19 protein-coding genes are annotated in these 24,095 nt (G+C 60.2%); 6 read left to right on the plus strand and 13 right to left on the minus strand.

From position 1 onward, the window contains the following. Positions 1-110: 110 nt before the first annotated feature. From QKB66_RS01440 to QKB66_RS01450, 3 genes are read right to left on the minus strand one after another with little or no spacing between them, the layout of a single operon-like run. Positions 111-1,796, minus strand: coding sequence for an ATP-binding cassette domain-containing protein (locus QKB66_RS01440; RefSeq protein ID WP_414252527.1), 1,686 nt, complete (start codon positions 1,794-1,796; stop codon positions 111-113). A gap of 10 nt (positions 1,797-1,806) precedes the next feature. Beyond that, positions 1,807-2,523, minus strand: coding sequence for a molybdate ABC transporter substrate-binding protein (modA, locus tag QKB66_RS01445; RefSeq protein ID WP_062035347.1), 717 nt, complete (start codon positions 2,521-2,523; stop codon positions 1,807-1,809). Between the two features lie 22 nt (positions 2,524-2,545). Further along, a complete protein-coding gene (locus QKB66_RS01450; RefSeq protein WP_110333295.1) occupies positions 2,546-2,806 on the minus strand; it encodes a DUF2249 domain-containing protein in 261 nt (86 codons plus the stop codon). A 75-nt stretch (positions 2,807-2,881) separates the two neighbouring features. Between QKB66_RS01450 and QKB66_RS01455 the strand changes: the two genes are divergently transcribed. Genes QKB66_RS01455 through QKB66_RS01465 form a run of 3 tightly spaced genes read left to right on the plus strand, consistent with a single transcriptional unit; the run spans position 2,882 to position 6,503 of the window. Further along, a complete protein-coding gene (locus QKB66_RS01455; RefSeq protein ID WP_235591286.1) occupies positions 2,882-3,949 on the plus strand; it encodes a hypothetical protein in 1,068 nt (355 codons plus the stop codon). Then, positions 3,936-5,135: a beta-carotene 15,15'-monooxygenase gene (locus QKB66_RS01460; protein WP_414252528.1), complete on the plus strand. Its 1,200-nt coding sequence runs from the start codon at positions 3,936-3,938 to the stop codon at positions 5,133-5,135. Before QKB66_RS01455 ends, QKB66_RS01460 begins: the two co-directional genes overlap by 14 nt. Further along, positions 5,136-6,503 carry a multicopper oxidase domain-containing protein gene (locus tag QKB66_RS01465; RefSeq protein ID WP_414252529.1) on the plus strand — a complete coding sequence of 456 codons (1,368 nt, stop codon included), beginning with the start codon at positions 5,136-5,138 and terminating at the stop codon, positions 6,501-6,503. It abuts the gene before it with no gap. Between the two features lie 57 nt (positions 6,504-6,560). Here the strand turns inward: QKB66_RS01465 and narI are convergent, their stop codons facing one another. From narI to QKB66_RS01490, 5 genes are read right to left on the minus strand one after another with little or no spacing between them, the layout of a single operon-like run. Continuing rightward, positions 6,561-7,343 carry a respiratory nitrate reductase subunit gamma gene (narI, locus tag QKB66_RS01470; RefSeq protein WP_062041159.1) on the minus strand — a complete coding sequence of 261 codons (783 nt, stop codon included), beginning with the start codon at positions 7,341-7,343 and terminating at the stop codon, positions 6,561-6,563. Between the two features lie 9 nt (positions 7,344-7,352). Next, the gene (gene narJ / locus QKB66_RS01475; RefSeq protein ID WP_248090655.1) at positions 7,353-8,171 is read right to left on the minus strand and encodes a nitrate reductase molybdenum cofactor assembly chaperone; all 819 of its coding nucleotides are present in this window, start codon (positions 8,169-8,171) and stop codon (positions 7,353-7,355) included. 16 nt (positions 8,172-8,187) lie between these two features. Continuing rightward, positions 8,188-9,783: a nitrate reductase subunit beta gene (narH, locus tag QKB66_RS01480; RefSeq protein ID WP_062041156.1), complete on the minus strand. Its 1,596-nt coding sequence runs from the start codon at positions 9,781-9,783 to the stop codon at positions 8,188-8,190. After that, positions 9,783-13,511: a nitrate reductase subunit alpha gene (locus tag QKB66_RS01485; RefSeq protein ID WP_248090652.1), complete on the minus strand. Its 3,729-nt coding sequence runs from the start codon at positions 13,509-13,511 to the stop codon at positions 9,783-9,785. Before QKB66_RS01485 ends, narH begins: the two co-directional genes overlap by 1 nt. Positions 13,512-13,543: 32 nt before the next feature. After that, positions 13,544-14,869: a nitrate/nitrite transporter gene (locus QKB66_RS01490; RefSeq protein WP_062035330.1), complete on the minus strand. Its 1,326-nt coding sequence runs from the start codon at positions 14,867-14,869 to the stop codon at positions 13,544-13,546. A 232-nt stretch (positions 14,870-15,101) separates the two neighbouring features. Here QKB66_RS01490 and QKB66_RS01495 point away from each other — a divergent pair, with 232 nt between their 5' ends. Continuing rightward, positions 15,102-15,584: a molybdopterin-binding protein gene (locus QKB66_RS01495; RefSeq protein WP_248090650.1), complete on the plus strand. Its 483-nt coding sequence runs from the start codon at positions 15,102-15,104 to the stop codon at positions 15,582-15,584. Positions 15,585-15,600: 16 nt separating this feature from the next. On the opposite strand, the gene QKB66_RS01500 is transcribed toward QKB66_RS01495, so the two are convergent. The 5 genes from QKB66_RS01500 to QKB66_RS01520 form a co-directional block, all read right to left on the minus strand. Continuing rightward, the gene (locus QKB66_RS01500) at positions 15,601-16,203 is read right to left on the minus strand and encodes a molybdenum cofactor guanylyltransferase (RefSeq protein WP_248090647.1); all 603 of its coding nucleotides are present in this window, start codon (positions 16,201-16,203) and stop codon (positions 15,601-15,603) included. Between the two features lie 3 nt (positions 16,204-16,206). After that, complete coding sequence (moaC, locus tag QKB66_RS01505; protein WP_248090644.1) at positions 16,207-16,686, minus strand: cyclic pyranopterin monophosphate synthase MoaC; 480 nt, start codon at positions 16,684-16,686, stop codon at positions 16,207-16,209. A gap of 32 nt (positions 16,687-16,718) precedes the next feature. Beyond that, positions 16,719-17,954: a molybdopterin molybdotransferase MoeA gene (locus QKB66_RS01510; protein ID WP_070498317.1), complete on the minus strand. Its 1,236-nt coding sequence runs from the start codon at positions 17,952-17,954 to the stop codon at positions 16,719-16,721. A gap of 25 nt (positions 17,955-17,979) precedes the next feature. After that, positions 17,980-18,996 carry a GTP 3',8-cyclase MoaA gene (moaA, locus tag QKB66_RS01515; RefSeq protein WP_248090639.1) on the minus strand — a complete coding sequence of 339 codons (1,017 nt, stop codon included), beginning with the start codon at positions 18,994-18,996 and terminating at the stop codon, positions 17,980-17,982. Positions 18,997-19,071: 75 nt separating this feature from the next. After that, a complete protein-coding gene (locus tag QKB66_RS01520) occupies positions 19,072-20,832 on the minus strand; it encodes a long-chain fatty-acid--CoA ligase (RefSeq protein WP_070498320.1) in 1,761 nt (586 codons plus the stop codon). 336 nt (positions 20,833-21,168) lie between these two features. On the opposite strand from QKB66_RS01520, the gene rho reads away from it, so the two are divergent. Both rho and prfA read left to right on the plus strand, forming a co-directional pair. Then, positions 21,169-23,007 (plus strand): transcription termination factor Rho, encoded by a 1,839-nt coding sequence (gene rho / locus QKB66_RS01525; RefSeq protein ID WP_414252530.1) that lies wholly within the window; start codon positions 21,169-21,171, stop codon positions 23,005-23,007. Next, the gene (gene prfA / locus QKB66_RS01530; protein WP_061921954.1) at positions 23,007-24,083 is read left to right on the plus strand and encodes a peptide chain release factor 1; all 1,077 of its coding nucleotides are present in this window, start codon (positions 23,007-23,009) and stop codon (positions 24,081-24,083) included. The genes rho and prfA overlap by 1 nt, the downstream gene beginning before the upstream one ends. Positions 24,084-24,095: the final 12 nt, after the last annotated feature.

Here is a 24,095-nt window from a genome sequence, read left to right on the forward strand (position 1 = left end):
CGAATAATTTATAAGGCTAATGGGTTGTTAATAATGACGATACAGCGCTGACCCGTAGAAAAGACAATGATAGAGGTGCGATATGTGCCACTACGTGGAGCTACTTCCCCCTAATTAGTGAGGATGGAGCAGTGGACTTGCCCGCCGACGACGAGCTTTGTTGCCTCGGTGACCGAGATTTCGGCGTCTACAGATTGCCCGCCCAAGTCCAGGGTAACGACGGCCCGGTCTAAGGAGATAGCTCGCAAATCCAGCACGGTGGCAGTGATGCTTCCGGAAGGGGAAAGCACGACGTCGCTGTTGCTTAGGACGAGCGTTGTGTCGCCCTGCGGATCGGGCTGCAGCGCGCCTGCAACCTGGTTGCCGCGGATGACGCTGCGGCCAAGTAACTGCGCCACGAAGCGGTTGGGCGGAGCATTGACGACGTCCTGGCGAGGGGCGTGTGCAAGAATTTCGCCTTTTTCCACCACCGCGATGTCATCGGCCAGGCTGAGAAGGTCGAGAACATTGTGGGTGACGAGGACCGTGGTGCGGTCGTGCGCCGCGGCAGCAAGCAGACGGCGCCATTGTGCGGCGGCAGCGGCGTCCACTGCAGCCAGGGGTTCGTCGAGTAGTAGCACTGCCTGCCGCGCGGCCAAAGCGCGTACCAAGGCGGCTTGTGCTGCTTGTCCGCCGGAGAGGTCCCGCACCTTGACGTGGGCGATCTCATCTAACCCGGCAGCGGAAATGAGCTGCGCGGTAACGTCCTCGACACCGGTGACCATGCTGATCGCCTCGGTCACTGTGGACAGCGGCGGCAATGCGGGCTTCTGGGTGAGCATGACGCTGTCGGAGGAGTCAGCGATGCGGCGCAGCAGCGTTGTCTTGCCCGCGCCGTTAACGCCCACCACGGCAGTCGTGGCATGGGGCCGGAACGGCGTGAGTTCGCGGCTTTGCTGCGGCCTGCTTAGCTCGCGGAGCTTTTCGATATCAAGTGGGCCTTGTGCGTGTGCCCGTGGCGCTGGTTCCTTGCGCAGCAGCGTGGGCAGGCCCGCGAGTGCTAAACAAAGCACGGCTAGGCCGATGAGCACGGCGGAGAGAGCATAGGCGTTGTCCGCGCTGGCCTCGCGTTCTAAGTAGATGCCGCTCGACATCGTGCGCGTAATACCTGGCGACGAACCAGCGAAGGTAATCGTGGTGCCAAACTCGCCCAGACTGCGCGCGCAGGCCAGAACGGCGCCGGTAAAGATGGAGGGCGCAATGGTAGGCAGCGTGATCTTCTGCCATACCGCCCACCGTGACATTCCCACCCGGCGCGCTGAGGTGGATACCTCCTGGTCAATGTGGCGTAATGCCGAGTCCACCGCCACCACCACGAAGGGCAGCGCCACGAAAGTATGCGCTGTGACCACACCGGCAAAGGCAAAGGCGAACTTCAAGTGGAGGGCGTCGAGAAGCGGGGCCAAGAGCCCGCGCCGACCGAGTGCCGCGCTTAGCGCTAGGCCACCCACCACCGGCGGCATGGCCAGCGGAAGGTAGACCAGCAGGCGCACAGCCTGGCCCATGCGTTTGAGGCCGTGGAGCCACATGGCGAGCCCGACGCCCAGGAACGTGGCAAGGACGGTGGCCAAGACCGCAGAACCCAAAGTCACGCGCAGCAAGTCGCGGGTGGAGTCTTGACCGACGACCGCCCCGAGACGGGACCATGGCACGCGCGTTGCTAGTGCCACGACGGGAATAGCAACGTATAAAACCGCCACGGCGCCCACGATGGCGAAGGGCCACGGGGCGCGGGTGGGGGTTTCTCGAGAAGCCATGCAGAGCAGTTTAGTCGGCGGGTTGGAAGCCGTACTGCGTCCAGGTTTCATCAAAGTCGTCAGAGAGCGTATCCAGTAATTGCTCGGCAGCGTCGCGTCGCTCGGTGTGCGTGACCACCGCGCCCATAATCTTGTTGCGGAACTTCTCTGCGCCCTCGATGGGGATGACCTCGAGGTCTGGGTTGGCCGCGGCGTCCGTGGAGTAGACAAAGCCGGCGTCGGCTTCGCCGCTGGCGACCTTGCCCACGACGTCAGCTACCTGGCCTTCTTCCGAATCGGGAGTGATGGTGAGGTGGAGGTCCTCCATGATCTTGTCCGCGATGTCGCCGCAGGGCACGGATGGATCGCAGCGCACGAAGTAGTCCTCCTCGCGCAAGTCCCGGACCGAGGAAATCCCTGCCGGGTTACCAGGCGGGACCACCATGACCATGGTGTTGGTGGCCAGCAGGCGGGGCTTGTCCACATCGCCGTTGTCCACGGCTTTGTCCATGGTCTTTTCTGAGGCCGTGATGAGGAGGTCTGCCGGTGCTCCTTGGTGAATCTGATCGACGAGGGATGCCGATCCGCCGTTGTTGATAAGCACTGGGGTGGTGGCCGTGAGGGCATCGTTCAGCACACGCGTCGAGGACGCAGCAAAAACGTTGAGTTCCGCGGGGTCGCTGGCGCAGGCGCTCAGCGACAGAGCCGCAAGTGTCGATGCAATGAGCGGGGCAAGGAGCTTCTTCATAGCCATCTAACTTACGCCAGCACTAGGCGGTGCGGGTGAACTTGATGTGGAAATCCTGTGGTTCTTCCTTGAGGTAGGCAAGGTCGAAGGACTCGTCGCGTGCCTCGATCTCCTTGAGCAGTGGCACCGGGTTGTGTGGCGCGATGAGGATCATCGACTCGCCAACGTTGAGGGTGCCGAGCGCGCCGTGGATGGCGCCGTGGCGGACTGCGTGCGGAATTTCAGAGGCGTTCAGGGTAGGGATGTCGTTGCCCTTGTGCGCATCAGAGATAGGCAGTTGCATGATGTTCCTTTCGTTGGAGGTGCTCGAAAGTGTTTCGAGTTTCACCTTAGCCCCAATATTAGTACGATAAAACTTGTGAAAAATATAGCGCATCGTTTCGTGTTCCTGGCATTCGCCGGCGCGGCGTTGCTCGTCGGTCTTTTCGCCGGTGCCTCACTGCTGGGCGTTGCCCCAGCCAGCGCAGTGACCAACGCCCATGGCCCGCTGATGGTGTTCGGTTTCGTGGGCGGCGCCATCGGCTTGGAGCGTGCCGTCGCAGTGAAGAAGACGTGGGCCTGGGCGGGCCCGGCCTTTCACGTGCTGGCAGTGCTAACGCTCCTCGTCGGGGTAACGCGACCCGTACCCGCGGTGTGCTTTGCACTGAGCTTCCTCGTCCTGGGCTTTATCTATCTGGAGGTCCATCGCCGCCAGCCCACCCTCGCTGTCCTCGTCCAGGCTGCCGGCGTGATTGGGGGAGTCGCCGCTTCCTTACTGTGGGCGATGACTCCCTCCTTTGCTACGGCCATGCCGCTGTGCGTCCTCTACGTCGTCGCCACCATCATCGGCGAACGTATGGAGCTCGCCCGCGTGACCATGGCCGGCACTCGCGCGGAAAACCTCATCACTGCTTTGGTCCTCGCCCTGGCAGCCGCGGGAGTTATCTACATCCTCGTGCCCGCAGTGGGCTACCGCCTGATGGGTGCGCTTTTGCTTGCCATCTCCTTGACCACTGTGCGCGTGGACGTGGCCAAGAACCTCGTGCGCGCTAAGGGACTGCCCCAATATTCCGCAGCCTGCATGCTGGCCGGTTACTTCTGGCTGGCGCTAGCTGGACTGGCGTGGCTCGGTATGGGGCAGGTCAGCGGCTTTAGTTACGACGCTTCGGTGCACACTGTTTTCTTGGGCTTTGTCATGTCCATGATCTTTGCGCACGCACCGATCATCTTGACGTCTGTCATTCGAAAGAAGCTGCCCTATAACCCCGTTCTCTATGTGCCAGTGGTGCTACTGCACGCGGGCCTCGTGGTGCGCGTCGGCGCGGATATCGTTGTTCACACCGGGGTGTATCAGGTAGGCGGTATGACTAACGTGGTGGCGGTGCTGCTGTTCGTTTTAAGTGGCTTTGTTTTGACCATCCGGGAGGCACGACGTGCACATCGCTGACGTATCTTTAGCCGCCCGCGGACGTTGGCACACGATTGCAGCGAGCGTCATTGGCTTCTGGGTGGTGGTGGGCGTTGCCATCAACGTGGCAGGAAATCTCGGTGCCAAAGTGGTGTGGTGGGAACTCATTCACCCGTTCACGATTGGCGCGATGACCACGGCGATCATCGTGTATTCCACGCACTTTACTGAGGCACTGACCCGCATGCAGGCCCGTGGCTACAAGTCGGTGGCCTGGCGCGTGGCGCTAATTCAGGTGGGCTTGGTCCTCCTGCTCGTCGATCGTGCGGGCTATGATTGGGGCCCGCTTTCCGACGCCGCCTCGCTTCTCATCATCGTCACCTTCTTCTGGCACGCGTGGGACATCTACCGCGCGCTCAAAGGCTCGCTTGCGGGTTCTTTTGCCGTGACAGTACCTTTCTACATTACGGCCGCCGTGTTCTTGGTGGCCTCAGTCGTGATGGTCATTTTGGCGGGTAACGGTGTGGGCAACTACTCACTGCTGGTCGCCGCGCACTCCCGCGGAATGGTGTGGGGCTTTGCCTGGCTGACCATCCTCGGAACTGTGGTCACGCTGCTGCCCACGCTGTCGGGCACCAAGATCGCCCCGGCAGCGCGCGCCCGCTGTTCCCGGGTACTTACGGTGCACTGCGTAGGCCTCGCCCTCGCGGTGGGGCTTTACGCGGTGGGGCTTACACGGGCAGCGGGCATGGCCCAGTTGCTCGTCGTGCTCGCCTCGATTCTCATCATTCAGCCCATCCTGGCCACGGTGGTGGCGGGAAACCCGCAGCAGACCACTGCTGCCGTCTCCGTGCAGGCGGGCCTGCTGTGGATGCTCAGCTTGTGCGCTGCGGACGCGGTGTGCGCCGTCATCGGCGTCTACCCGCGCGCGGTGACGTTGTTGCTCATGCCCGCCTTCGTCGGCGCTGGCCTGTTGCAATTGGTCACCGGCGTGCTGCATCACCTCCTGCCCACCCTGTTGGGCGGCGGTCTGGCGAAAGTCACACTAGGGCGAAAAGTCGCTGACCGCGGCGGTTATGCGCGTTTGGTGCTTATCAACTTGGGCGCAGTGTTGTGCTTACTCGGCGCGGATGTTGCCGGGCTTATCATGATGGGGCTTGGCCTTATCACCAACGTCTTGGCCATCGTAGTGGCCGTTTACAAGCAGAAAAGACTGGAGAACTAAATGCTCAGCGTTTCTTCGAATCAATCTCCGAAGCCGCCGGTTCAAAACAATTGGGCCTCCTGGTTGCTCATCGGCATTGCCCTTGCTGCGGTTATCGCGCTCGCGGTGTTTAATAGCACGGGCAAGGCGCAAAGGGCGTCGGAAAGCGCGGGCGTGGAAGCGACCGTTGTCGACGTCTCAGTCTCCGGCATGGCCTTCGTCCCGGCTTCGATTGACGTGCCACAGGGCGCCCACCTTGTGGTCAACTTCACCAACGACGGCGACCAGGTCCACGACCTAAAGATTGGTGACAACGAGACCGGCCGTGTGGAGCCAGGCAAGACCGTTGAGCTCGATGCGGGCATTATCAACGAATCCACCCAGGGCTATTGCACTATCGCCGGGCACAAAGCACAGGGTATGGTGCTCCAGATCAACACGACTGACGACGCCGCGGGAGCTGCAGGCACAGCAGGCGATGCCATGCACGAGCACCATCACTCTGCGAGCCACCCCGACGTACCGAGTGCGGCGGAGCGCACCCAGAAGCGCGACGACTTCAAGGCTTTCGATGCCCGCTTGGCCAAGGCCGAAGGAACCACCCACGAGGAAACCTGGACCATGACCGAGGAAGAGGTCGAGGTAGCGCCAGGTGTAAAACAAACGCGGTGGCTATTCAACGGCCAAGCCCCAGGGCCAGCCCTGCGCGGCAAGGTGGGCGATAAGTTCAAGATCACCATCAAGAACGAGGGAAGCATGGGCCACTCCGTGGACTTCCACGCCGGCGAGGTCAACCCGGATGAGAACATGAAGACCATCGCGCCGGGCGAGTCCCTGACTTATGAGTTCACCGCGCATCGCTCCGGCATCTGGATGTATCACTGCTCCACGGCGCCGATGAGCCTGCACATTGCCAACGGCATGGCCGGCGCGGTGGTCATCGATCCGCCAGAGCTTGGCGACGCCGATGCGGAGTACGCAATGATTGCCGACGAAATCTTCCTGGGCGACGAAAATGGCGCCGACGCCGACCGCGTCTCAAACGGCGAGTACGACCTGATGGCGTTTAATTACTATCCGAATCAGTACGACCTTGAGCCGCTGCATGCCAAGGTGGGCGATAAGGTACGCATCTGGCTGCTCAACGTGGGCCCAGACCAGCCGTTGTCTTTCCACGTGGTGGGCGAGCAATTCGACACCGTCTACAAGGAAGGCGACTTCCTCATCAAGGACCTGGATGATGCCGGCTCTCAGGCCGTGGATCTCTTACCCGCGCAGGGTGGATTCGTGGAGATGACCTTCAATGAACCCGGCACCTATAGCTTTGTCAATCACATCATGACCTCGGCTGAAAAGGGCCAGCACGGACAGATTGTGGTCACGGAGTAAGCTTAGACAAAAGGAGCGAGGAAGAAATCCTCCTCGCTCCTTTAATCGATCTAGTGCTTAAGCTCCGTGGGCAGGAGTCTCGTTGGCGTCGAGCTGCGCGCGGTGGGAACGCACCGGCTCCCACGCAGTGTGTGAGCGCATATCCGTGGCGCGCTGGTCGCGGGAACGGTAGACCACGTACGGACGGGTGACGTAGCCAACCGGCGCCGAGAAGGCGTGGACCAGGCGAGTAAAAGGCCAGACCGCGATGATGGTAAAACCACACAAAACGTGGACCTTGAACTGCCAGGGAACATCAGCCATCCACTCCGGGTGGATGTTGAAGATCAGCAGCTGGCGCAGCCACGGCGAGATGGTCTCGCGGTAGTCATAGCCATGTGGCCCGCCGAAGACCTGGGTGCTAAACGTCGCGATGGTGCCGGACAGCAGCGCTAGCGCTAGGAAGAAGTACATGACCTTGTCCGAGCTCGAGGTGGACAGGAACACTGAGCGATTAATGATGCGTCGGTAGAGCAGACCCAGGAAGCCAAGAACCACGGCGACTGCCGCGATGGAGCCGGGGATCGTCGCTAACAGGTGATAAGCGTGGTCGCTGATGCCTACTGCACGCGTCCACGACTTTGGGAAAGCCAGGCCCATTAGGTGGCCGATGACCACGAAGACCATGCCCCAGTGGAACAGTGGGGAGGAAAGGCGCAGCAGCTTCGATTCATAGATCTGGGAAGAGTGGGTGGTCCAACCGAATTGGTCGGTGCGCCAGCGCCAGAAGATGCCGACGAAAAATGCGGCGATGGCCAGCCACGGGAAGGCACCCCAGAAAAAGTTGTTGAAATAATCCATGAGTGCTCCTTAAACGAGATCAGGTTGGGCAGTGGGGAAAGGAAGATCGGCAATGCCCACCATTTCAGCTGGAGGGCCGGTACGAATGAGATCGACGTATTTCTGCGCGGTTTCGGCATCTACCTCCGGCAGCGCCTTGCACACGGCGACGATAAGGCGCACATAAGGCGAATCCTGTTGTGAAAGCGCAGCGCGCAGCACCTCGATGCCCTCGCGATAGCTCGCCAGCATCTCAACGGCGCGCGCATGGTCTTCGCCCTCGGCGAGTCCTAGCGCTTCCAGAACCACGCAGAGGTGATCCGGCAATTCATTTTCTGCCAGCTGGAAACCAAATGACTCAAGCTGCTGGGAGAAAGACAAGATGGCCATTCCGCGCTGCCGGGTATCGCCGACGGCGTAGTAGGACAAAAACAGCGAGCAGCGGCGGCGCTGATCGAAGGTCTCAACGTAGTGCTCCTGCAGTGCGCGCAGCCCCGCGGTACGGGCGGCGTCGATAAAGCCCATGAAGTCCGTTGCCAGCGCCATTGGTAGCTGGTCGAGCTGGTCCTGGACCACGTCCAAATGGGAGAGGAAATCCTCCTCCGGGTAGCGCAGCAAGACGCTGGCCGCCATGGCGACGATGCGTCGCTGGGTCTCATCGACCGCCACCGGTGTCACGAAGTCAGTGGGGACCTGGCCGGTGTGTGTACGTGCCGTGCGCTTGACATCGGCAGCTCCGCCCAAAGAGCCGATGCCGGCAGGCACACCGCTGACGGTGCCGTATCCTGCCACGGCGTCATCTTGCGGAGGTTGAGCCGCACGGGCGGCAAGCTTTTCAAAGATATTCATCTTTCAGCCTTACCCCCTAGTCCCGGTTTGGGAACATCGAATCGGGGCGGTCACCAGTCCACGACAGCAGGGAAACCGTGCCGGAACCTGCTGCCGCGCCGTGCGTGCAGGCCTCCGGCGCGCCCATGCCCAAGTCGTGGAAGACGTCCTCGGAAGCGCGTGCCGGGTCGACGTCGCCGAAAGGATCCAGCGAAGCGATGCCACGCGGGGTCTCCGGGGAGGCAGTCGGGATGACGTAGCGGTCGTCGTACTTGGCGATGGAAAGCAGGCGGTACATAGCCACCATGTCCTCTCCGGTCATGCCGACGGCCTGTGCAATCTCCTCCTGTGGCTCGTTGCCCAAGTTGATATCGCGCATGTAGGAACGCATAGCGACTAGGCGGCGCAGCGACTTTTCCACTGGCACGGTATCGCCTGCGGTGAAAAGACCTGCGAGGTACTCCAGCGGAATACGCATGTTAGACAGCGCGGAGAAGAGGATCTTGTGATCCTCACCGTCATTGCCGGTGGCGCTTACCTGGTCCACGATGGGCGAAAGCGGCGGGATGTACCAGACCATCGGCAGCGTGCGGTACTCCGGGTGCAGCGGAAGCGCGACGTTGTACTTGAAGATGAGGTCGTAGATTGGCGAGTTCTGCGCGGCATCGATCCAGGAGTGCGGGATGCCCTCTTTCTGTGCGGCAGCTACGACAGCAGGGTCGTGTGGGTCCAGCATGATGGACTTCTGCGCTTCAAAGAGGTCCTGCTCATTCGGCGTCGCGGCGGCCTCGGCCACGCGATCGGCATCGTAGAAGATGACGCCCAAGTAGCGCAGGCGACCCACGCAGGTTTCAGAGCAAACCGTGGGCTGGCCTACCTCAAGGCGCGGGTAGCAGAGCGTACATTTCTCGGCCTTGCCGGTCTTGTGGTTGAAGTAAACCTTCTTATAAGGGCAGCCCGAGACACACATGCGCCAGCCGCGGCACTGGTCCTGATCCACAAGCACGATGCCGTCTTCAGCGCGCTTGTACATCGCACCGGACGGGCACGAAGACACGCAGGTGGGGTTCATGCAGTGCTCGCAGATGCGTGGCAGGTAGAACATGAAGGAGTCCTCGATCTCCTTCTTTACCTGCAGATTCATCTGGTGCAGGGTAGGGTCCTGGTCCATGGTTTCAACAGAACCACCCAGGTTGTCATCCCAGTTGGAAGACCACTCAATCTTGTTAATTTCGCGGCCATCGATTTGAGAGACCGGCTTTGCGGTGGGCTGGGTCTTCTGACCAGCCTTGGCACCCATCAGATCCTCGTACTGGTAGCTCCACGGCTCGTAGTAGTCCTGGATGGTCGGCAGGTTCGGGTTATGGAACAGGGTAGCCAGCTTCTTCAAGCGTCCACCGGCTTTGGGCTTGAGCTTGCCAGAGCCAGTAAGCTCCCAGCCGCCTTTCCACTTTTCCTGGTCCTCCCAGGTGCGCGGGTAGCCCACGCCGGGACGGGTTTCGACGTTATTGAACCAGATGTACTCGGTGCCTTCGCGGTTGGTCCATGCCTGCTTACACGTGACCGAACAGGTGTGGCAGCCGATGCACTTGTCCAGGTTCATGATCATGGAGATTTGGGCCATGACTTTCATTAGTAAGAAACCTCCTGGGAGCGACGGCGCACGCGGGTGACTTCGTCGCGGTTGTTGCCGGTTGGGCCGATGTAATTGAAGTGATAGGTCAGCTGGCCGTAGCCGCCGGCAATGTGGACCGGCTTGATAGAGATACGGGTCAGCGAGTTGTGCGTGCCGCCGCGGCGGCCGGTGAACTCGTTGATTGGGGTACCAACGGTGCGTTCCTGGGCGTGGTTGCAGATCATTGTGCCCTCCGGGATGCGGTGGGAGACGATGGCGCGGGCGGAAACGATGCCGTTGCGGTTGTAGACCTCAACCCACTCGTTGTCCTTCACGCCGATCTTTGCGGCGTCCTTGTCGGACATCCAGACGACCTGGCCGCCGCGGGAAATAGACAGCACGTGCAGGTTGTCGAAGTACTGCGAGTGAATCGACCACTTGTTGTGGGTGGTGAGATAACGCAGGGTGACCTCGACCTCGCCGCGCTCATTCTGCAAGGTCTGGCCCGGCGCGAATTCGCCGTGCATATGCAGATGATCAAGCGGTGGGCGGAAGATAGGCAGCGCCTCGCCGTAGTCCATGAACCAATCGTGGTCGATGTAGTAGTGCATCCGGCCGGTCAGCGTGTGCCATGGCTTGTCGAACTCGACGTTGATGCTAAACGCCGTGTAGCGGCGCTTATTGCGCTTGTCAGCCGTCCATTCCGGCGAGGTGATGACCTCGGTCGGGCGTTCCTTGATGGAATCCCAGCTGATGCGCACGTCCTCATCGGAGGCCGCAAGCGGTGTCATGTCACGGCCGGTGCGCGAAGACAGATACTCGAAGCCTTGTTTTGCCAGCTCGCCGTTGGATACACCGGATAGGTGCAAGATGGCGTCGATGACCTTTGTGTCTTTGCTCAAGTCAATGAGCTCACCCATCGAGGTCTTCGAGGTTCCACAGATGAGCTCAAGCTCTTTGACCTGCTTTTCCACGTTGAACTTGGTGCCATGCACCGCAGTCCCGGCCTTGGCCGGCAGCGGGCCCAAGTGGGTCCACTTCTCATAGATCTTGGTGTAGTCACGCTCCACCACATGCAGCTTCGGCATGGTAACCCCTGGCACCAAGCCGAGCTTTTCGACGTCGGGCACAATGCCGTTTGGCATGCCCAACTCATCGGGGGAGTCGTGGTGGCTCGGTTGCGTGACGATGTCAGTTTGCACGCCGAGCCACTTTGCGGACTTGGCAGAAAGCGAAGCCGCGAGGTCGCGGAAGACCTCGAAGTCGGTGCGCGCCTCCCACGGCGGGTTGATGGCCGCGTTGAAGGAGTGCAGGTATGGGTGCATATCCGTCGAGGACATATCGTGCTTTTCGTACCAGGTAGCTGCCGGCAGCACGATGTCAGAGACCAAGGTCGTCGACGTATTGCGGAAGTCTGTGGTCATCATGAGGTCGAGCTTGCCCTCAGGAGCTTCATCAACCCACTTGATGGTGCGTGGACGATCCTCGGCAGCGAGCTCTTCGGCCGTGGCATCGGAGTCGATTCCGAGCAAGTGACGCAAGAAGAACTCGGTGCCCTTTGCAGAAGAGCCCAGCAGGTTGGTACGCCAGTTCAAAAGAATGCGCGGCCAGTTTTCTTCTGCCGAAGGGTTGTCGTAGGAGAACTCGAGGTCGCCATCTTTGAGTTGGCTTACAACGTAGTCATTGATGTCGACGCCTTTTTCCTTTGCCTCTGCCGCAAGCAATAGGTTGTTGCGGTTGAACTGCGGGTAAGCCGGCATCCAGCCGCGACGCATAGCCTCAGCCATGGTGTCGGAGACCATCTTGTCACCGATGGCACCGTGGTTGGCCAGGGGCGATCCCAGATGGGAGGCGCGGGAGTTGTCGTAGCGGTATTGCTCGGTGGCGAAGTAGTAGAAGCCTGTCGAAATCATGTGGCGCGGAGGACGCTGCCAGTCGGTGGCCATGGCCCACTGGGTCCACCCGTTGACAGGGCGCAGCTTCTCCTGGCCCACGTAGTGAGCCCAGCCGCCACCGTTGACACCCTGGGTGCCGCACATCGAGGTCAGCGCCAAGAAGGTGCGGTAGATGGTATCTGCGTGGAAGTAGTGGTTGACGCCGGCACCCATGATGATCTGGGAGCGTCCCTTGGAATCTGCCGCGTTCTGCGCAAACTCACGGCCGATGCGGATGGCGGTATCGGCAGGCACGCCGGTGAGGCCTTCCTGCCAGGCTGGCGTGCCCACTTCGGAGGCATCGTAGAAGTCCTTCGGCCAGGAACCTGGCAAGTTAAGTTCTTCGCGGTTGACGCCGTAGTGTGCGAGCATGACGTCGAAGACCGTGGTCACGAGCTTGCCGTCGACGCGACGAACCGGCACACCGCGGTGCACGATGCCCGTGCCGACAGGCTTCTCGGTGCCGATGTCGGCTGGGTCCGCATCCAGGTCGAAGCGCGGGAAGAGTACCTCGGCGGTCTCGAAGGAATCGGTCTCTGCGATGGACATGACAGGATCGGCGTTGTCGAGGGAGAGGTTCCACTTCGCCGAGTTGTTGTCCCAGCGGTCAGCGACGGTGCCGCCCGGATCGACTACCTTGCCGTCTTCTTCCATGACGAGGCCACGGTGGGTGGCGTTTGGCGAGGAATTCAGCTCCGCATCGGAGACCTGGGAAGCCGTGAGGAACTTGCCTGGGGTATAGGTGCCGTCCTCGCGCTCGTCCAAGGTGACCAAGAAAGGCGAGTCCGTGTACTTGCGCATGTAGTTCAAGAAGTACGGTTCTTGGCGCTCAACGTGGAACTTCTTCAAGATGACATGCCCCATGGCAAAGGCCAAAGCGGCATCCGAGCCGGGTTCGATGCGGGCCCACTCGTCGGCGAACTTCGTGTTGTCGGCGAAGTCCGGCGAAACCACGACGACCTTGGTCCCTTTGTAGCGTGACTCCACCATGAAGTGTGCATCCGGGGTACGGGTTACCGGGATGTTGGAGCCCCACATCATGAGATAGGAAGAGTTGTACCAGTCACCGGATTCCGGTACGTCAGTCTGATCGCCGAAGGTCTGGGGGGATGCCGGCGGCAGGTCGGCGTACCAGTCATAGAAGGACAGAGCGACGCCGCCGATGCTCTGCAGGAAGCGGGTGCCGGCGCCATAGGAGACCTGCGACATGGCAGGAATAACTGTAAAGCCGAAGATGCGGTCCGGACCGTACTTGCGAATGGTGTAAACGTGCGCCGCAGCAGCGATGTCGATCGCCTCTTCATAGCTGATACGAATCAGGCCGCCCTTGCCACGCTGGGAGATATAAGCCTTGCGCTTTTCAGGATCTTCCTGGATGGCACGCCATGCGAGGACAGAGTCGCCGCCGTTTTTAGCTTTTTCCTCACGGAACATGTCCACCAGAACGCCGCGCGCATAGGGATAGCGCACGCGGGTAGGCGAGTAGGTGTACCAGGAGAAAGAAGCACCACGAGGGCATCCGCGCGGCTCGTATTCCGGCATGTCATTGCCGGTGGTGGGATAGTCCACGGCCTGGGATTCCCAGGTGATGACGCCATCTTTGACGTAGACCTTCCACGAGCAAGAACCCGTGCAGTTGACGCCGTGTGTGGAGCGAACCATTTTGTCGAAGGCCCAGCGGTTGCGGTAGAAGACATCTGCCTGTCTGCCGCCCTTCAAAAACAGCTGTTGGCCAGAGTCGCTGGCTTCGCCTTTGCGCAGATAGGCGCCGAGCTTGAAAAGGGAGCTGGGGCCGGATTTATTTTCAGTCATGGGGGTGGGTTACTCCTTTGGAAAGGCGTGGTTTAGCCGGGGAAAGGTGCGCGTGGACGAGCGTAGTAGATCCACACGAGGACAGAGGTGATTGCGAAATACACAACGCAGCCCCAGAAGAACGTGGCGGCCGGCATCATGGAAAGCAACACGCCTACGACGAACGGGCCGAATGCGCCGATGGCACCAGTCCAACCGATGACGCCGCCTGCCTGACGCTTCGGCAAAATCATTGGCATCTGCTTGAAGGTGCCGGCATTGGCTAGGCCGGTGAAGAAGAACATGATGAGCATGCAGGTCAAAAAGCCCTTGAACTCGCTCGGGTCGGAGGGGTTTAAGAAAAGCGCAGAAAGGGCAGTAAACACCGTCATGCCTACGCAACCGACGAAGGTCCAGATAGCGCCGCCGAACTTATCGCACAGCGGGCCCCACAGCGCGCGGACCAGCGCGCCGATCAGCGGGCCGAGGAAGGCATAGGCAGCACCGCGCGGCAGGTCATCGAACTGGCCAGCAAACTGGGAATCGGCGCCGAAGGTCTGGTTGATAAGAAGCGCCATTTGAGCCGCGAAGCCGGAGAAAGCGCCGAAGGTCATCAAGTAGACAACGGTCAAGATCCACGTGTTCTTGTTGCCGAAGATATCGATCTGCTGGCGGAAGTTTGCCTTGACTGGAACGTCCTTGAGCAGCATCCATGCGAGAACAGCACCAACTATTGCCCATGGAACCAAGAAGATGGCCGGGTTGTGCACGAAGATTGCGCCATCATCTGTGCGCTGCGGTGCCACGAAGCCGATTCCCAGGAGGGTAAAGCCCATCAGCCACGGTGCAACCAGTTGAATGAAGGAAATACCGAAGTTGCCCAAGCCAGCCTGCAGGCCGAGGGCGGTGCCGGACATGCGCTTAGGGAAAAAGTAGCCGGTGGAAGGCATAAAGCCAGAAAAGACGCCGCCGCCGATACCGGAGAGGAAAGCCAAGGTTAAAAGCCACCAGTACGGGGTGGAGGTGTCCTGCACGGCGAAAAACCAGCCGAGCATCGGGATGATGAACAGCAGGGAGGAAACGAACACCAGCTTGCGGGTGCCGATGATAGGCGGCAGGAACATAAACAGCAGGCGGAATAAGCCGCATGCGAGGCCTGCAATAGAGGTTAGCCAGTACAGCTGGCTCTTGCTGAGATCGAAGCCGATCTGGTTGAGCATCGGTGCAATTGCGGAAACGAGGTACCACGTTGCAAAACCGATGATCAGCACGAAGGTGGAAACCCACAAGGTTCGCCACGCAACTTTGGAATCCCAGTGGTCTTTTTCTTCGGGGTTCCATCCTTGGATGGTCTTGCCCGACGTATCAAGTGCAGTCATTTTTCCTCAGTATTTTCGTAGAAACTGTCCCTGTCCAATTTAGTTTCAATTACCTTAAAAGGAGACATTTTCTACGGAGTTCTCCGAGTTTAATTAGGAAACATTAGTGTTGCGAAAACATTTCACATACCGACCTTTCGCTGGTTAACCCATCAAGGGGTGGGAAACCGCTGCTTATGACTCGCTTCTGTTAAAAATGTCACACTATTAAACCGAGGTAAAGGACGCCCAAATGAAACCTGCCACCGCTGCCATAATCGTCACCGCTGACCGCGTTTTGAGCGGCGCAAAGCCTGATTCTGCAGGCACTTTGGCCAAGGAGCTTTTGTTGGCTCAGGGGCTCGAAGTGACGAGCCACGATGTCGTTGCGGAAGGCTACGCCCGCGTGGCCGAAGCGCTGCGCGAGCAAGTACAGGTTGGCGTCGACGTCATTGTGGTCATCGGAGGTACTGGCGTCGGTCCCACCAACTACACACCTGAAGTAACCGAAGAGTTCATCGCTGCCCGCCTTCACGGGCTGGAAACCCAGGTGCTGCTCAAAGGTCTGGAGAGTTCGCACAAGACTGGCCTTTCCCGCGGGGTCATTGGCATGACTGACCGCGGCTGTGGCTCGCTGATTATCAATTCCGCGTCCTCCTGCGGCGCAGTTGCTGACACCTTGGGTGTCGTTCTCCCTTTGCTCGGGGATATCTTCCGGGATGCGAAGAGTAACTGATAAGCGCGGTTACTTACTACGCTCGGCGGCGCTCCCATTCGGCGAGTTCAGCCAAGGTATCGTAGTCCATTTCCGCGCCTGTACCCGGCACCGCGATGAGGCGAGGGACTGTGTGCAACAGCCTGCGGGCTGATTTGTTGTGCAGGCAGTCGAAGGAATCTACCGCTTGGCGCAGGCCGTCGTAGCGCCACAGCGCGCACAGCGGCTGGATAAAATCGCCGCTTAAAGCCGCCGCTACCGAGGGAATCGAGCTTTGCGCTTCGCAGGCGGCGAGTTTTTCCAACAACTTTGGCAGCATTTGGGGCGAATCCGGCGCATCCACAGATAGCACTGCGATATAGCGAAGTGGCGCTAAACTACGTGCTTCCAGGTTTTTTAAGCCTGCCGCGATGCCAGCTGCAGGCCCACCAAAAAGCGGATTTTCGCATACCTGCGGCAGGCCCAGCGGAAACGGGGAAACCACGCAGACCGGCGCGCCATAAGGAAGCTGCCTGCGCACGACGTCGACAAGCCTTTCGCCCCGCACACGCACCGAACCCTTATCGCGCCCGCCCATCCTGGTGCCGTGGCCGCCTGCCAGGATGATGACTCCTAGCTCGTGCGGTTTGTAGTTCAGCATTGCTTAGGTTTTAGGAAGCTCGCGGCTCCAGTCGCCGGAACGGCCACCGGACTTTGCGGTGATCCCACAGCGGCGGATAAATGCGGAGCGGTCGACGCCTTTTACCATATCGATGATGGACAGCGCCGCAACGTTGACCGCGGTAAGCGCCTCCATCTCCACACCGGTGCGATCGGCGGTTCGCACCGTTGCCTCGATGAAGACGTGGTCGTCTCGGATTTCCAGATCGACCGAGCAACCATGCACGCCGATGGTGTGGGCGAGGGGAAGCAGTTCCGGGACCTTCTTGGCCGCCGAGATGCCGGCGATGCGCGCGACCGCTAGCACGTCGCCCTTGGGAACCGTGCCGTCGCGAAGCGCAGAAAGAACATCAGGAGAACACGCGACCTCGCCTTGCGCGGTAGCGGAGCGGACGGTGGGCTGCTTTTCTGTCACATCCACCATGTAGGCGGAGCCGGAAGAATTGAGATGGGTAAATTTCATGGGGTCTAGTCTAATTAAGTCCTAATCGAGAATTAATAGACAACCACGCGGACTTCATCGCCAGCCTGAATTTCGGAGGTCACCTCAACCAGGCCGCACGTGCCGTGGAGCGAGGCCACAAAGTGGCTGCTCAACCCGCTGGCAAAGGGGTACGCCACGACGGCCTCGCCGAACTCCAAGCGCGTGGGCACAAATGCCGTGCCGTGCTTGTGCGCTATGGGGAAGGCCTCCCCGGCGCGCGCGACGATGGTGCGTCCGCTGCAGACCTTCGTGCGGGCAGGGCGCCCGCTCAAGGCCTCGAGGAAAGGCGAAACATAAAGGTGGTAGGAAACAAACGCCGCTACGGGATTGCCCGGCAGGGAGATAACTGGCAAACCTCCATAGAGGGAAAAACCTTGCGGCGTGCCCGGCTTTTGCTTGACCCCGCCGAACCAAGCCTCACAGTCCTCTGCGGCCTGAAGCGCGGTCTGCGTGACGTCGAAGGCACCGGCGGAAACACCGCCCGTCGTGATTACAACCTCGTGGGAATAAAACAGCTGCTCAATCGTCTCGCGCAGCTGCTCCGGGGAGTCGGAAGAGCGCATGTGCGTTACCACCGCATGCGGGATGGTGGAGCGAATCAGCGACTCGATCATCGGCCCATTCGAATCGGGCAACTGGCCCGGCTCGAGGCTCGAGCCCTCGACCAGTTCGTCGCCGGAGGAGACCACGCCTACGAGAACGGGGCGGTAGACGCGAACATGCGTGATGCCAGCCGAAATCAGCGCGGCAATAAGGCCGGCATCGACCACGGTACCCGGCTTGGCGATGGTCGCGCCCTCCCGAACGTTTTCTCCCTTAGGGCGGATGTGCGTGCGCCTTGGCGTCTCGTTGATGGTGACCTCACTCGGCAGCTCGTGTGGGCCGGCTGGAATATCGGTCAACTCCACCGGGACTACGACTAGGCCATCGTTGTCCTCCGGAACCGGCGCGCCGGTCATGATGCGCACCGCCTTGCCCGCTGGCACCTCCTTGGGTGCTTGGCCCGCCGGAACGTCGCCTGCGACGGGCAAACGCGCAGGCAGCTCAACCAGATCCTTTAGGTGTACCAAGAAACCATCCATCGCAGAGTTGCTAAAAGGCGGCACCGCTAGGCGCGCAGCGACGTCTTCTGCAATAACGCGGCCCAGAAGTGTCTCGTTGACTGGCTGGGCTTCCGGAAATACCTCTACCGGCACCGGCCGGGCGTGAGACATTATCGCCTCGAAGTGTTCTTGTGGGGTGCGCATGCTTTTCAACCTAGTTCCTTAGCCTTTAGCCACCGATTGCTGCCATCAAGCGATCCGGCTGCAAGAAACCCTCGTCATTCACGCCGTGGCCGGGCAGCTTCGCCCACATTTCTGCGGCCCATGCCTCCATGAGCTCTTCATCGCTGGCGCCCGCGCGCATGAGGTCGCGAAGAGAGGTCTCCGAATTACCGAATAGGCAATTGCGCACCGCGCCGTCAGTTGTCAGGCGCGTGCGATCGCAGGAACCACAGAAGGAGCGGGTGACTGAGGCGATGACACCGATTTGTCCTATCTTGCGGCCTCCGCGATATGCATTCCACAGTGATGCCGGGGCAGAGCCGCGCGGCTCATCAGCGGGGGAGAGCTCGAAGGACTCGCCAAGGTGGGCCAAGATATCGTCCGCGGTCACCATATCCTCGCGCCGCCACTTATCGCGGGGGCCCAGCGGCATCTGCTCGATAAAACGCAGCTGTGCGCCTTGTTCAATGCAGTATTCCGCCAGCGGGATAATAGAATCCTCGTTAATGCCCGGCATCACTACCGCGTTGACCTTGACCGGGTGCAGCCCGGCGCGCGCCGCGGCTTCGATGGCTGTGAAGACATCCTGGATGCGGTCGCGCCGGGTTAGCCGGGCATAAAGCTCGCGGTCGGTGGTATCGAGCGAGATGTTCACGCGGTCGAGGCCTGCTTCCACCAATCCATCGATACGCCGGTCGAGGCCCAAGCCGTTCGTGGTCAGTGCGGTAGACGGTGATTTACCTTCGTCGGTGCGCAATTGCTTAGTAGCAGCGACAATCTTCTCCAAAGATTTGCGCAGGAGCGGTTCGCCGCCGGTGAAACGTACCTGGCGGATGCCTAGCTTTTCGACGCCGATGCGGATAAGGCGGATCGTTTCCTCATCGCTCAAGGTTTCTGCGGTGGGAAACCACTCGAGCCCTTCGGCCGGCATGCAATACGTGCAGCGGAGATTGCAGCGATCAGTAAGCGAAACGCGCAGGTCGCGGGCCCTGCGGCCGTATTTGTCTAGAAGCGGATAAGTCATTGTCGTCCTAGTCTATAAGGAGAGCGGTCTTATCCATATTAACCCGGAAATATTCGCGTTTAATCCGGGGGGGGGCTAATCACGGGGCGGGAAATGCTGCGGCAAGTCATCTAGGCGCTGCGACTCGCCGGGGCCTTTCAGCCGAATGATGTTGTATTCGCCTTCAGCCAAGTGTGAACGCAGGTCCTTCTTATCGAACTTGCCCACCGAGGTTTTGTCGATGTGCTTTACGAAGGTCCAGTACTCCGGCAGCATCCACGAAGGCAGCTCCTTGCGCATACCCTCGCGGATGCGCTCGGCGGTTTCGATTGTCGGAGAAAACCCTGGCGCCAACACCGTTACCGCCAGAGGGCGTTCCACCCACTGTTTATCCGGATAACCGATGACGGCGGCTTCCACGACGACGGGGTTAGCCATGATGAGGTTTTCGAGCTGGACGGAATAGATCCACTCGCCGCCAGAGCGGATGACGTCGCGGGCGCGGTCTTCGACGGTCAAGAAGCCGTCTTCCGTTACCGAGCCGACGTCGCCAGTGCGCAGCCAGCCATCCGCGGTGAATTTGGATTCGGCATCCTCGACTTGCTTGCCGCGGAACTCGTCGGCACTACCGCCCGGTTCAGAAGTGGGCGAGTGGTAGTAGGAGCCGGTAACGAGGTTGCCGCGGACCTGGATCTCGCCGGCATTGCGGTCGGACTTGGGCACGACGACGCCGTCATTGACCACACGGTATTGCAAGGAGGCCGGGAAGCGTCCTTGGGATATGCGGTATGCCCAGCGGGTATCGCCATCAGCACCCTGGGGCGGGCGGGCCACCGTGCCCACCGTTGTGGTTTCCACCATGCCCCACACGTGCACGACGTCGACGCCGTAGCGCTCCTCCCACATTTTGATCAGCTGCGGCGGGACGGGGGAGCCGCCGGCGAAGATCTCGGTCAGCGTCATACGGTTTGGGGGATTTTTGAGATAGTGCGCGAAAAGCTGAATCCAAATGGTGGGTACGCCATGCGCCACGCGGGGCGAGGTGGCGGCGATGATGCTAGCAAGCGTCGGTGCCGATACGTCGGCGTCGGGAAGCACTAGTGGCGTGCCCGTCATAAAGGCGGCAAAGGGAACGCCCCAGCTGAGCACGTGATAAATCGGGATGCAGCACAGGAAGGTCTCGCCGTGGGTAACGCACAGCGAATCGGAGGCGCGCAACTGCATGCTCTCCAGGTAGAGCGCGCGGTGGGAATAGACCACGCCTTTGGGCGCGCCAGTGGTGCCGGTGGAATAGCACAAGGCGGCCGACGTCCGCTCGTCTAGCTCAGGCCAGTTGTACTCGGTAGGGCGGCCGTCGAGTAGCGCCTCATAGGAATAGACCTCGATGCCAGCGCCAAACTTGCCCAGGTAGTCGGCGGGATCGGTTAGACCAATGAGAACCACCGCACGCACGGTTTTTACGCCGTTTAAGACCTTAGCCAGCTGATCTTTTAAGCGCGGATCGGCAACTACAATTTCCGCTTCGGAGTGGTTAATGATGTGGCGAATCTGATCATTCATTAACTGCTTGTTTAGCGGGGTGAAAATAGCACCCTTGCAGGCACTGGCGAACATGACCTCTAGGTGTTCAGCACAGTTCCACATGAAAGATGCCACGCGCTGGTCCCCAGTAATGCCCAACTCATCATGCAATGCGTGCGCGAATGCGGCCGCGCGTGCGCCGATGGCGGCGAAGTCGGTGGTTTCCGGCTCGCTATGGTTGCGCCACGTGGTCACCTGCGTCTGCCCATGCACCGTCGATCCGTATTCCAGGATGCGGGTCAGGGACAGGGGGATATCCTGCATGGTAGAAAGCATGAGTCCTACTTTAGCGGTGTCACTTCCGGCGCGGGATGCTAATACGGTATAGTGGCTCGTGACTGACGCGGTCTAGCCCGAATTTTAGGAAAGCTCCCGCGTAACCGAGTATTGCAGAAGCGCCGCAGAGCGTTTCTTTTTCTCGCTCGCAGTCGCCTTCTATCAATTCTCCTCCGTGACATTCCTTTTCCCAGAGGAGAGGCCTAGATATCTCACCGCCCGCGGCTTCCCGCTTGTGGCGGCATGCACCATAAAAATACAGATTGGCTTCCAGCGCTTAAGCCGGACTGCAGGCGAAAAGCATTTAGACGCTGGTGAAGCGACGAAAGGATATCCGTGAGCAATACGGACAAAGCCGCAGCACAGGATTACGCATCCATGAAGCTGCCGGAACTGCGCAAGCTGGCTGCAGAGCGCGGCCTGCGCGGCATCTCGGGTCTGCGCAAGGGCGATCTGATCACCGCCCTGAGCACTGGCCAGGTACCTGCGAAGGCGGAAAAGGCGGAAAAGCGACAGCGCCGCACACGTAAGCCTGCTGAAGAGAAGCCGGCAAAGGCTGAGGATAACGCCAAGGATAGTGGCGAAGACAAGGCTCAAGAAAAGGCCCAAGAAAAGGGTGAGAAGAACGAGGAGCAGCGCTACGAGTCGCGCTCCCAGGCTCGCCGTGCCCGCCGCAACCGCGCCCGCCGCCAGGAGCGCGAGAACGCCGAGGCAAAGCAGGAGGGCGCTAAGGAAGAGGCTAAGGAGTCGAACAGGGAGTCGAACAAGGAATCAAACAAGGATTCCGAGAACTCTAACGACAATCGCGATAACAATAACCGTGACAACCGTGACAACCGTGATAACGGTGAGCGCAACCGCGGCAACCGCAACCGCCGCCATGATGACGATGACAACAACGGTGGCGGCCGCCGCAACCGCCGCAACCGCCGCAACCGCCGCAACCGCGGTGGTAATGACAACAACGGTGGCGGCAACGATCTCCAGATCCGCGAGGGCGATGAAGTCCAGGCAGTAGGCGGCATCCTCGAGGTCGTCGACAACAACGTGGCTTTCTTGCGCACCACTGGTTACCGCGCGGCAAGCTCTGACGTCTTTGTCAACAACAACTTGGTCCGGCGCTTGGGCCTGCGCTCTGGCGACGCCGTGACCGGCCAGGTCAAGGTCTCTGGCCCAACTCATACCCACGGCAATGGCCGTAATCGCCGCAAGTACAACCAGTTGGTGCAGGTTGACACGGTAAACGGCATGGAGCCATCAGCGGCACAGGACCGTCCTCACTTCTCCAAGCTGACCCCGCTGTACCCGAACCAGCGTCTGCGCCTGGAAACGGATCCGAAGATCCTGACCACCCGCGTTATCGACCTCATCATGCCTATCGGCAAGGGCCAGCGTGCGCTGATTGTTTCCCCGCCGAAGGCCGGTAAGACCACCATTTTGCAGAACATCGCCAACGCGATTTCCGCAAATAACCCAGAGTGCTACCTCATGGTCGTCCTAGTAGACGAGCGCCCAGAAGAGGTCACCGACATGCAGCGCAGTGTCAAGGGTGAGGTCATTGCCTCTACCTTCGACCGCCCGCCATCAGAGCACACCTCCGTTGCCGAGTTGGCCATCGAGCGCGCGAAGCGCTTGGTGGAGCAGGGCAAGGACGTCGTGGTTCTCTTGGACTCGATTACCCGCCTGGGCCGTGCTTACAACAACTCCTCCCCAGCATCCGGCCGCATCCTCTCCGGTGGTGTGGATTCCAATGCGCTCTACCCACCGAAGCGCTTCCTGGGTGCTGCCCGCAATATCGAAAACGGCGGTTCCCTTACCATCATCGCCACCGCGATGGTGGAGACCGGCTCCACCGGTGACACGGTCATCTTCGAGGAGTTCAAGGGCACCGGCAACGCCGAGCTCAAGCTCGACCGCGCCATTTCCGAGCGTCGCATCTTCCCGGCCGTGGACGTTAACCCATCCGGAACCCGCAAGGACGAGCTGCTGCTCGTTCCGGAGGAAGCGCGCATCATGACCAAGCTGCGTCGCATCCTTTCTGGTTTGGATTCCTTCGCCGCTATCGACTTGCTCATCAAGCAGCTGAAGAAGACCCGCTCCAACGGCGAGTTCTTGATGCAGGTGGCAAGCTCGGCGCCGATGGTCGCTGACAAGGAAGCTGAGGATTACATCTAATGGCTAATCAAGTTTCCCTCGTAGACGACATTGTCTCCGAGTACCAGGGCATCGAGATGCAGATGGGCGATCCTGAGGTCGCTGGCGATCAGACGATGTTCCGTAAGCTGTCTAAGCGCTATGCCGAGCTGCGTCCAATCGTCGCGGTCAACAATGAGCTAGAGCAGGCTCGTCAGGACCTCGAAGATGCCAAGGAAATGGCCTACGAGGACCATGACTTCCAGGACGAAGTCGACCGCCTCGAGCCGCTCGTCGTTGAACTGGAGGAAAAGCTCGCTGACCTACTCGCTCCGCGTGACGAGCACGACTCCGAAGACATCATTATGGAGATCAAGGCTGGTGCCGGCGGCGAGGAGGCCGCATTGTTCGCAGGCGATCTCGCGCGAATGTACGAGCGTTATGCCGACAAAGCTGGTTTCCAGTGGGAGGTCTTGGGCCTCAACGAGTCCGACTTGGGCGGCGTGAAGGACATGTCCATCTCGTTTAAGTCCAAGACCCCGTCTCGCGACGGCGCTTGGTCCGTATTCAAGTTCGAGGGCGGCGTCCACCGCGTCCAGCGCGTTCCGGTGACCGAGTCTCAGGGCCGCATCCAGACCTCAGCTGCCGGCGTGTTGGTTTACCCGGAGCCGGATGAGGTCGAATCCGTCAACATCGACGAAAAGGACCTGCGCATCGACGTCTACCGCTCGTCCGGTAAGGGCGGCCAGGGCGTTAACACCACTGACTCCGCAGTACGCATTACCCACCTGCCGACTGGCCTGGTGGTCACCTGCCAGAAGGAACGTTCCCAGATTCAGAACAAGGCCCGCGCACTGCAGGTGCTGCAGGCACGCCTGGATCAGATCGAGCGCGAAGCCCGTGAGGCTGAGGCAGGGGAGCAACGTGCATCCCAGGTGCGCACCTTGGACCGCTCCGAGCGTATCCGCACCTATAACTGGCCGGAAAACCGCATCACTGATCACCGCATCGGCTACAAGGCGAATAACCTGGATTCCGTTCTCAACGGCGATATGCAGGATCTGATCACCGCTTTACAGGCTCAAGAGCGCGCCGAGCGCTTGGAGGCGGAAGACTAGAGGTGGATACCT

Origin of the sequence: Corynebacterium sp. c25Ua_89, assembly GCF_047459735.1 — a bacterium.
Lineage (GTDB): Bacteria > Actinomycetota > Actinomycetes > Mycobacteriales > Mycobacteriaceae > Corynebacterium > Corynebacterium simulans.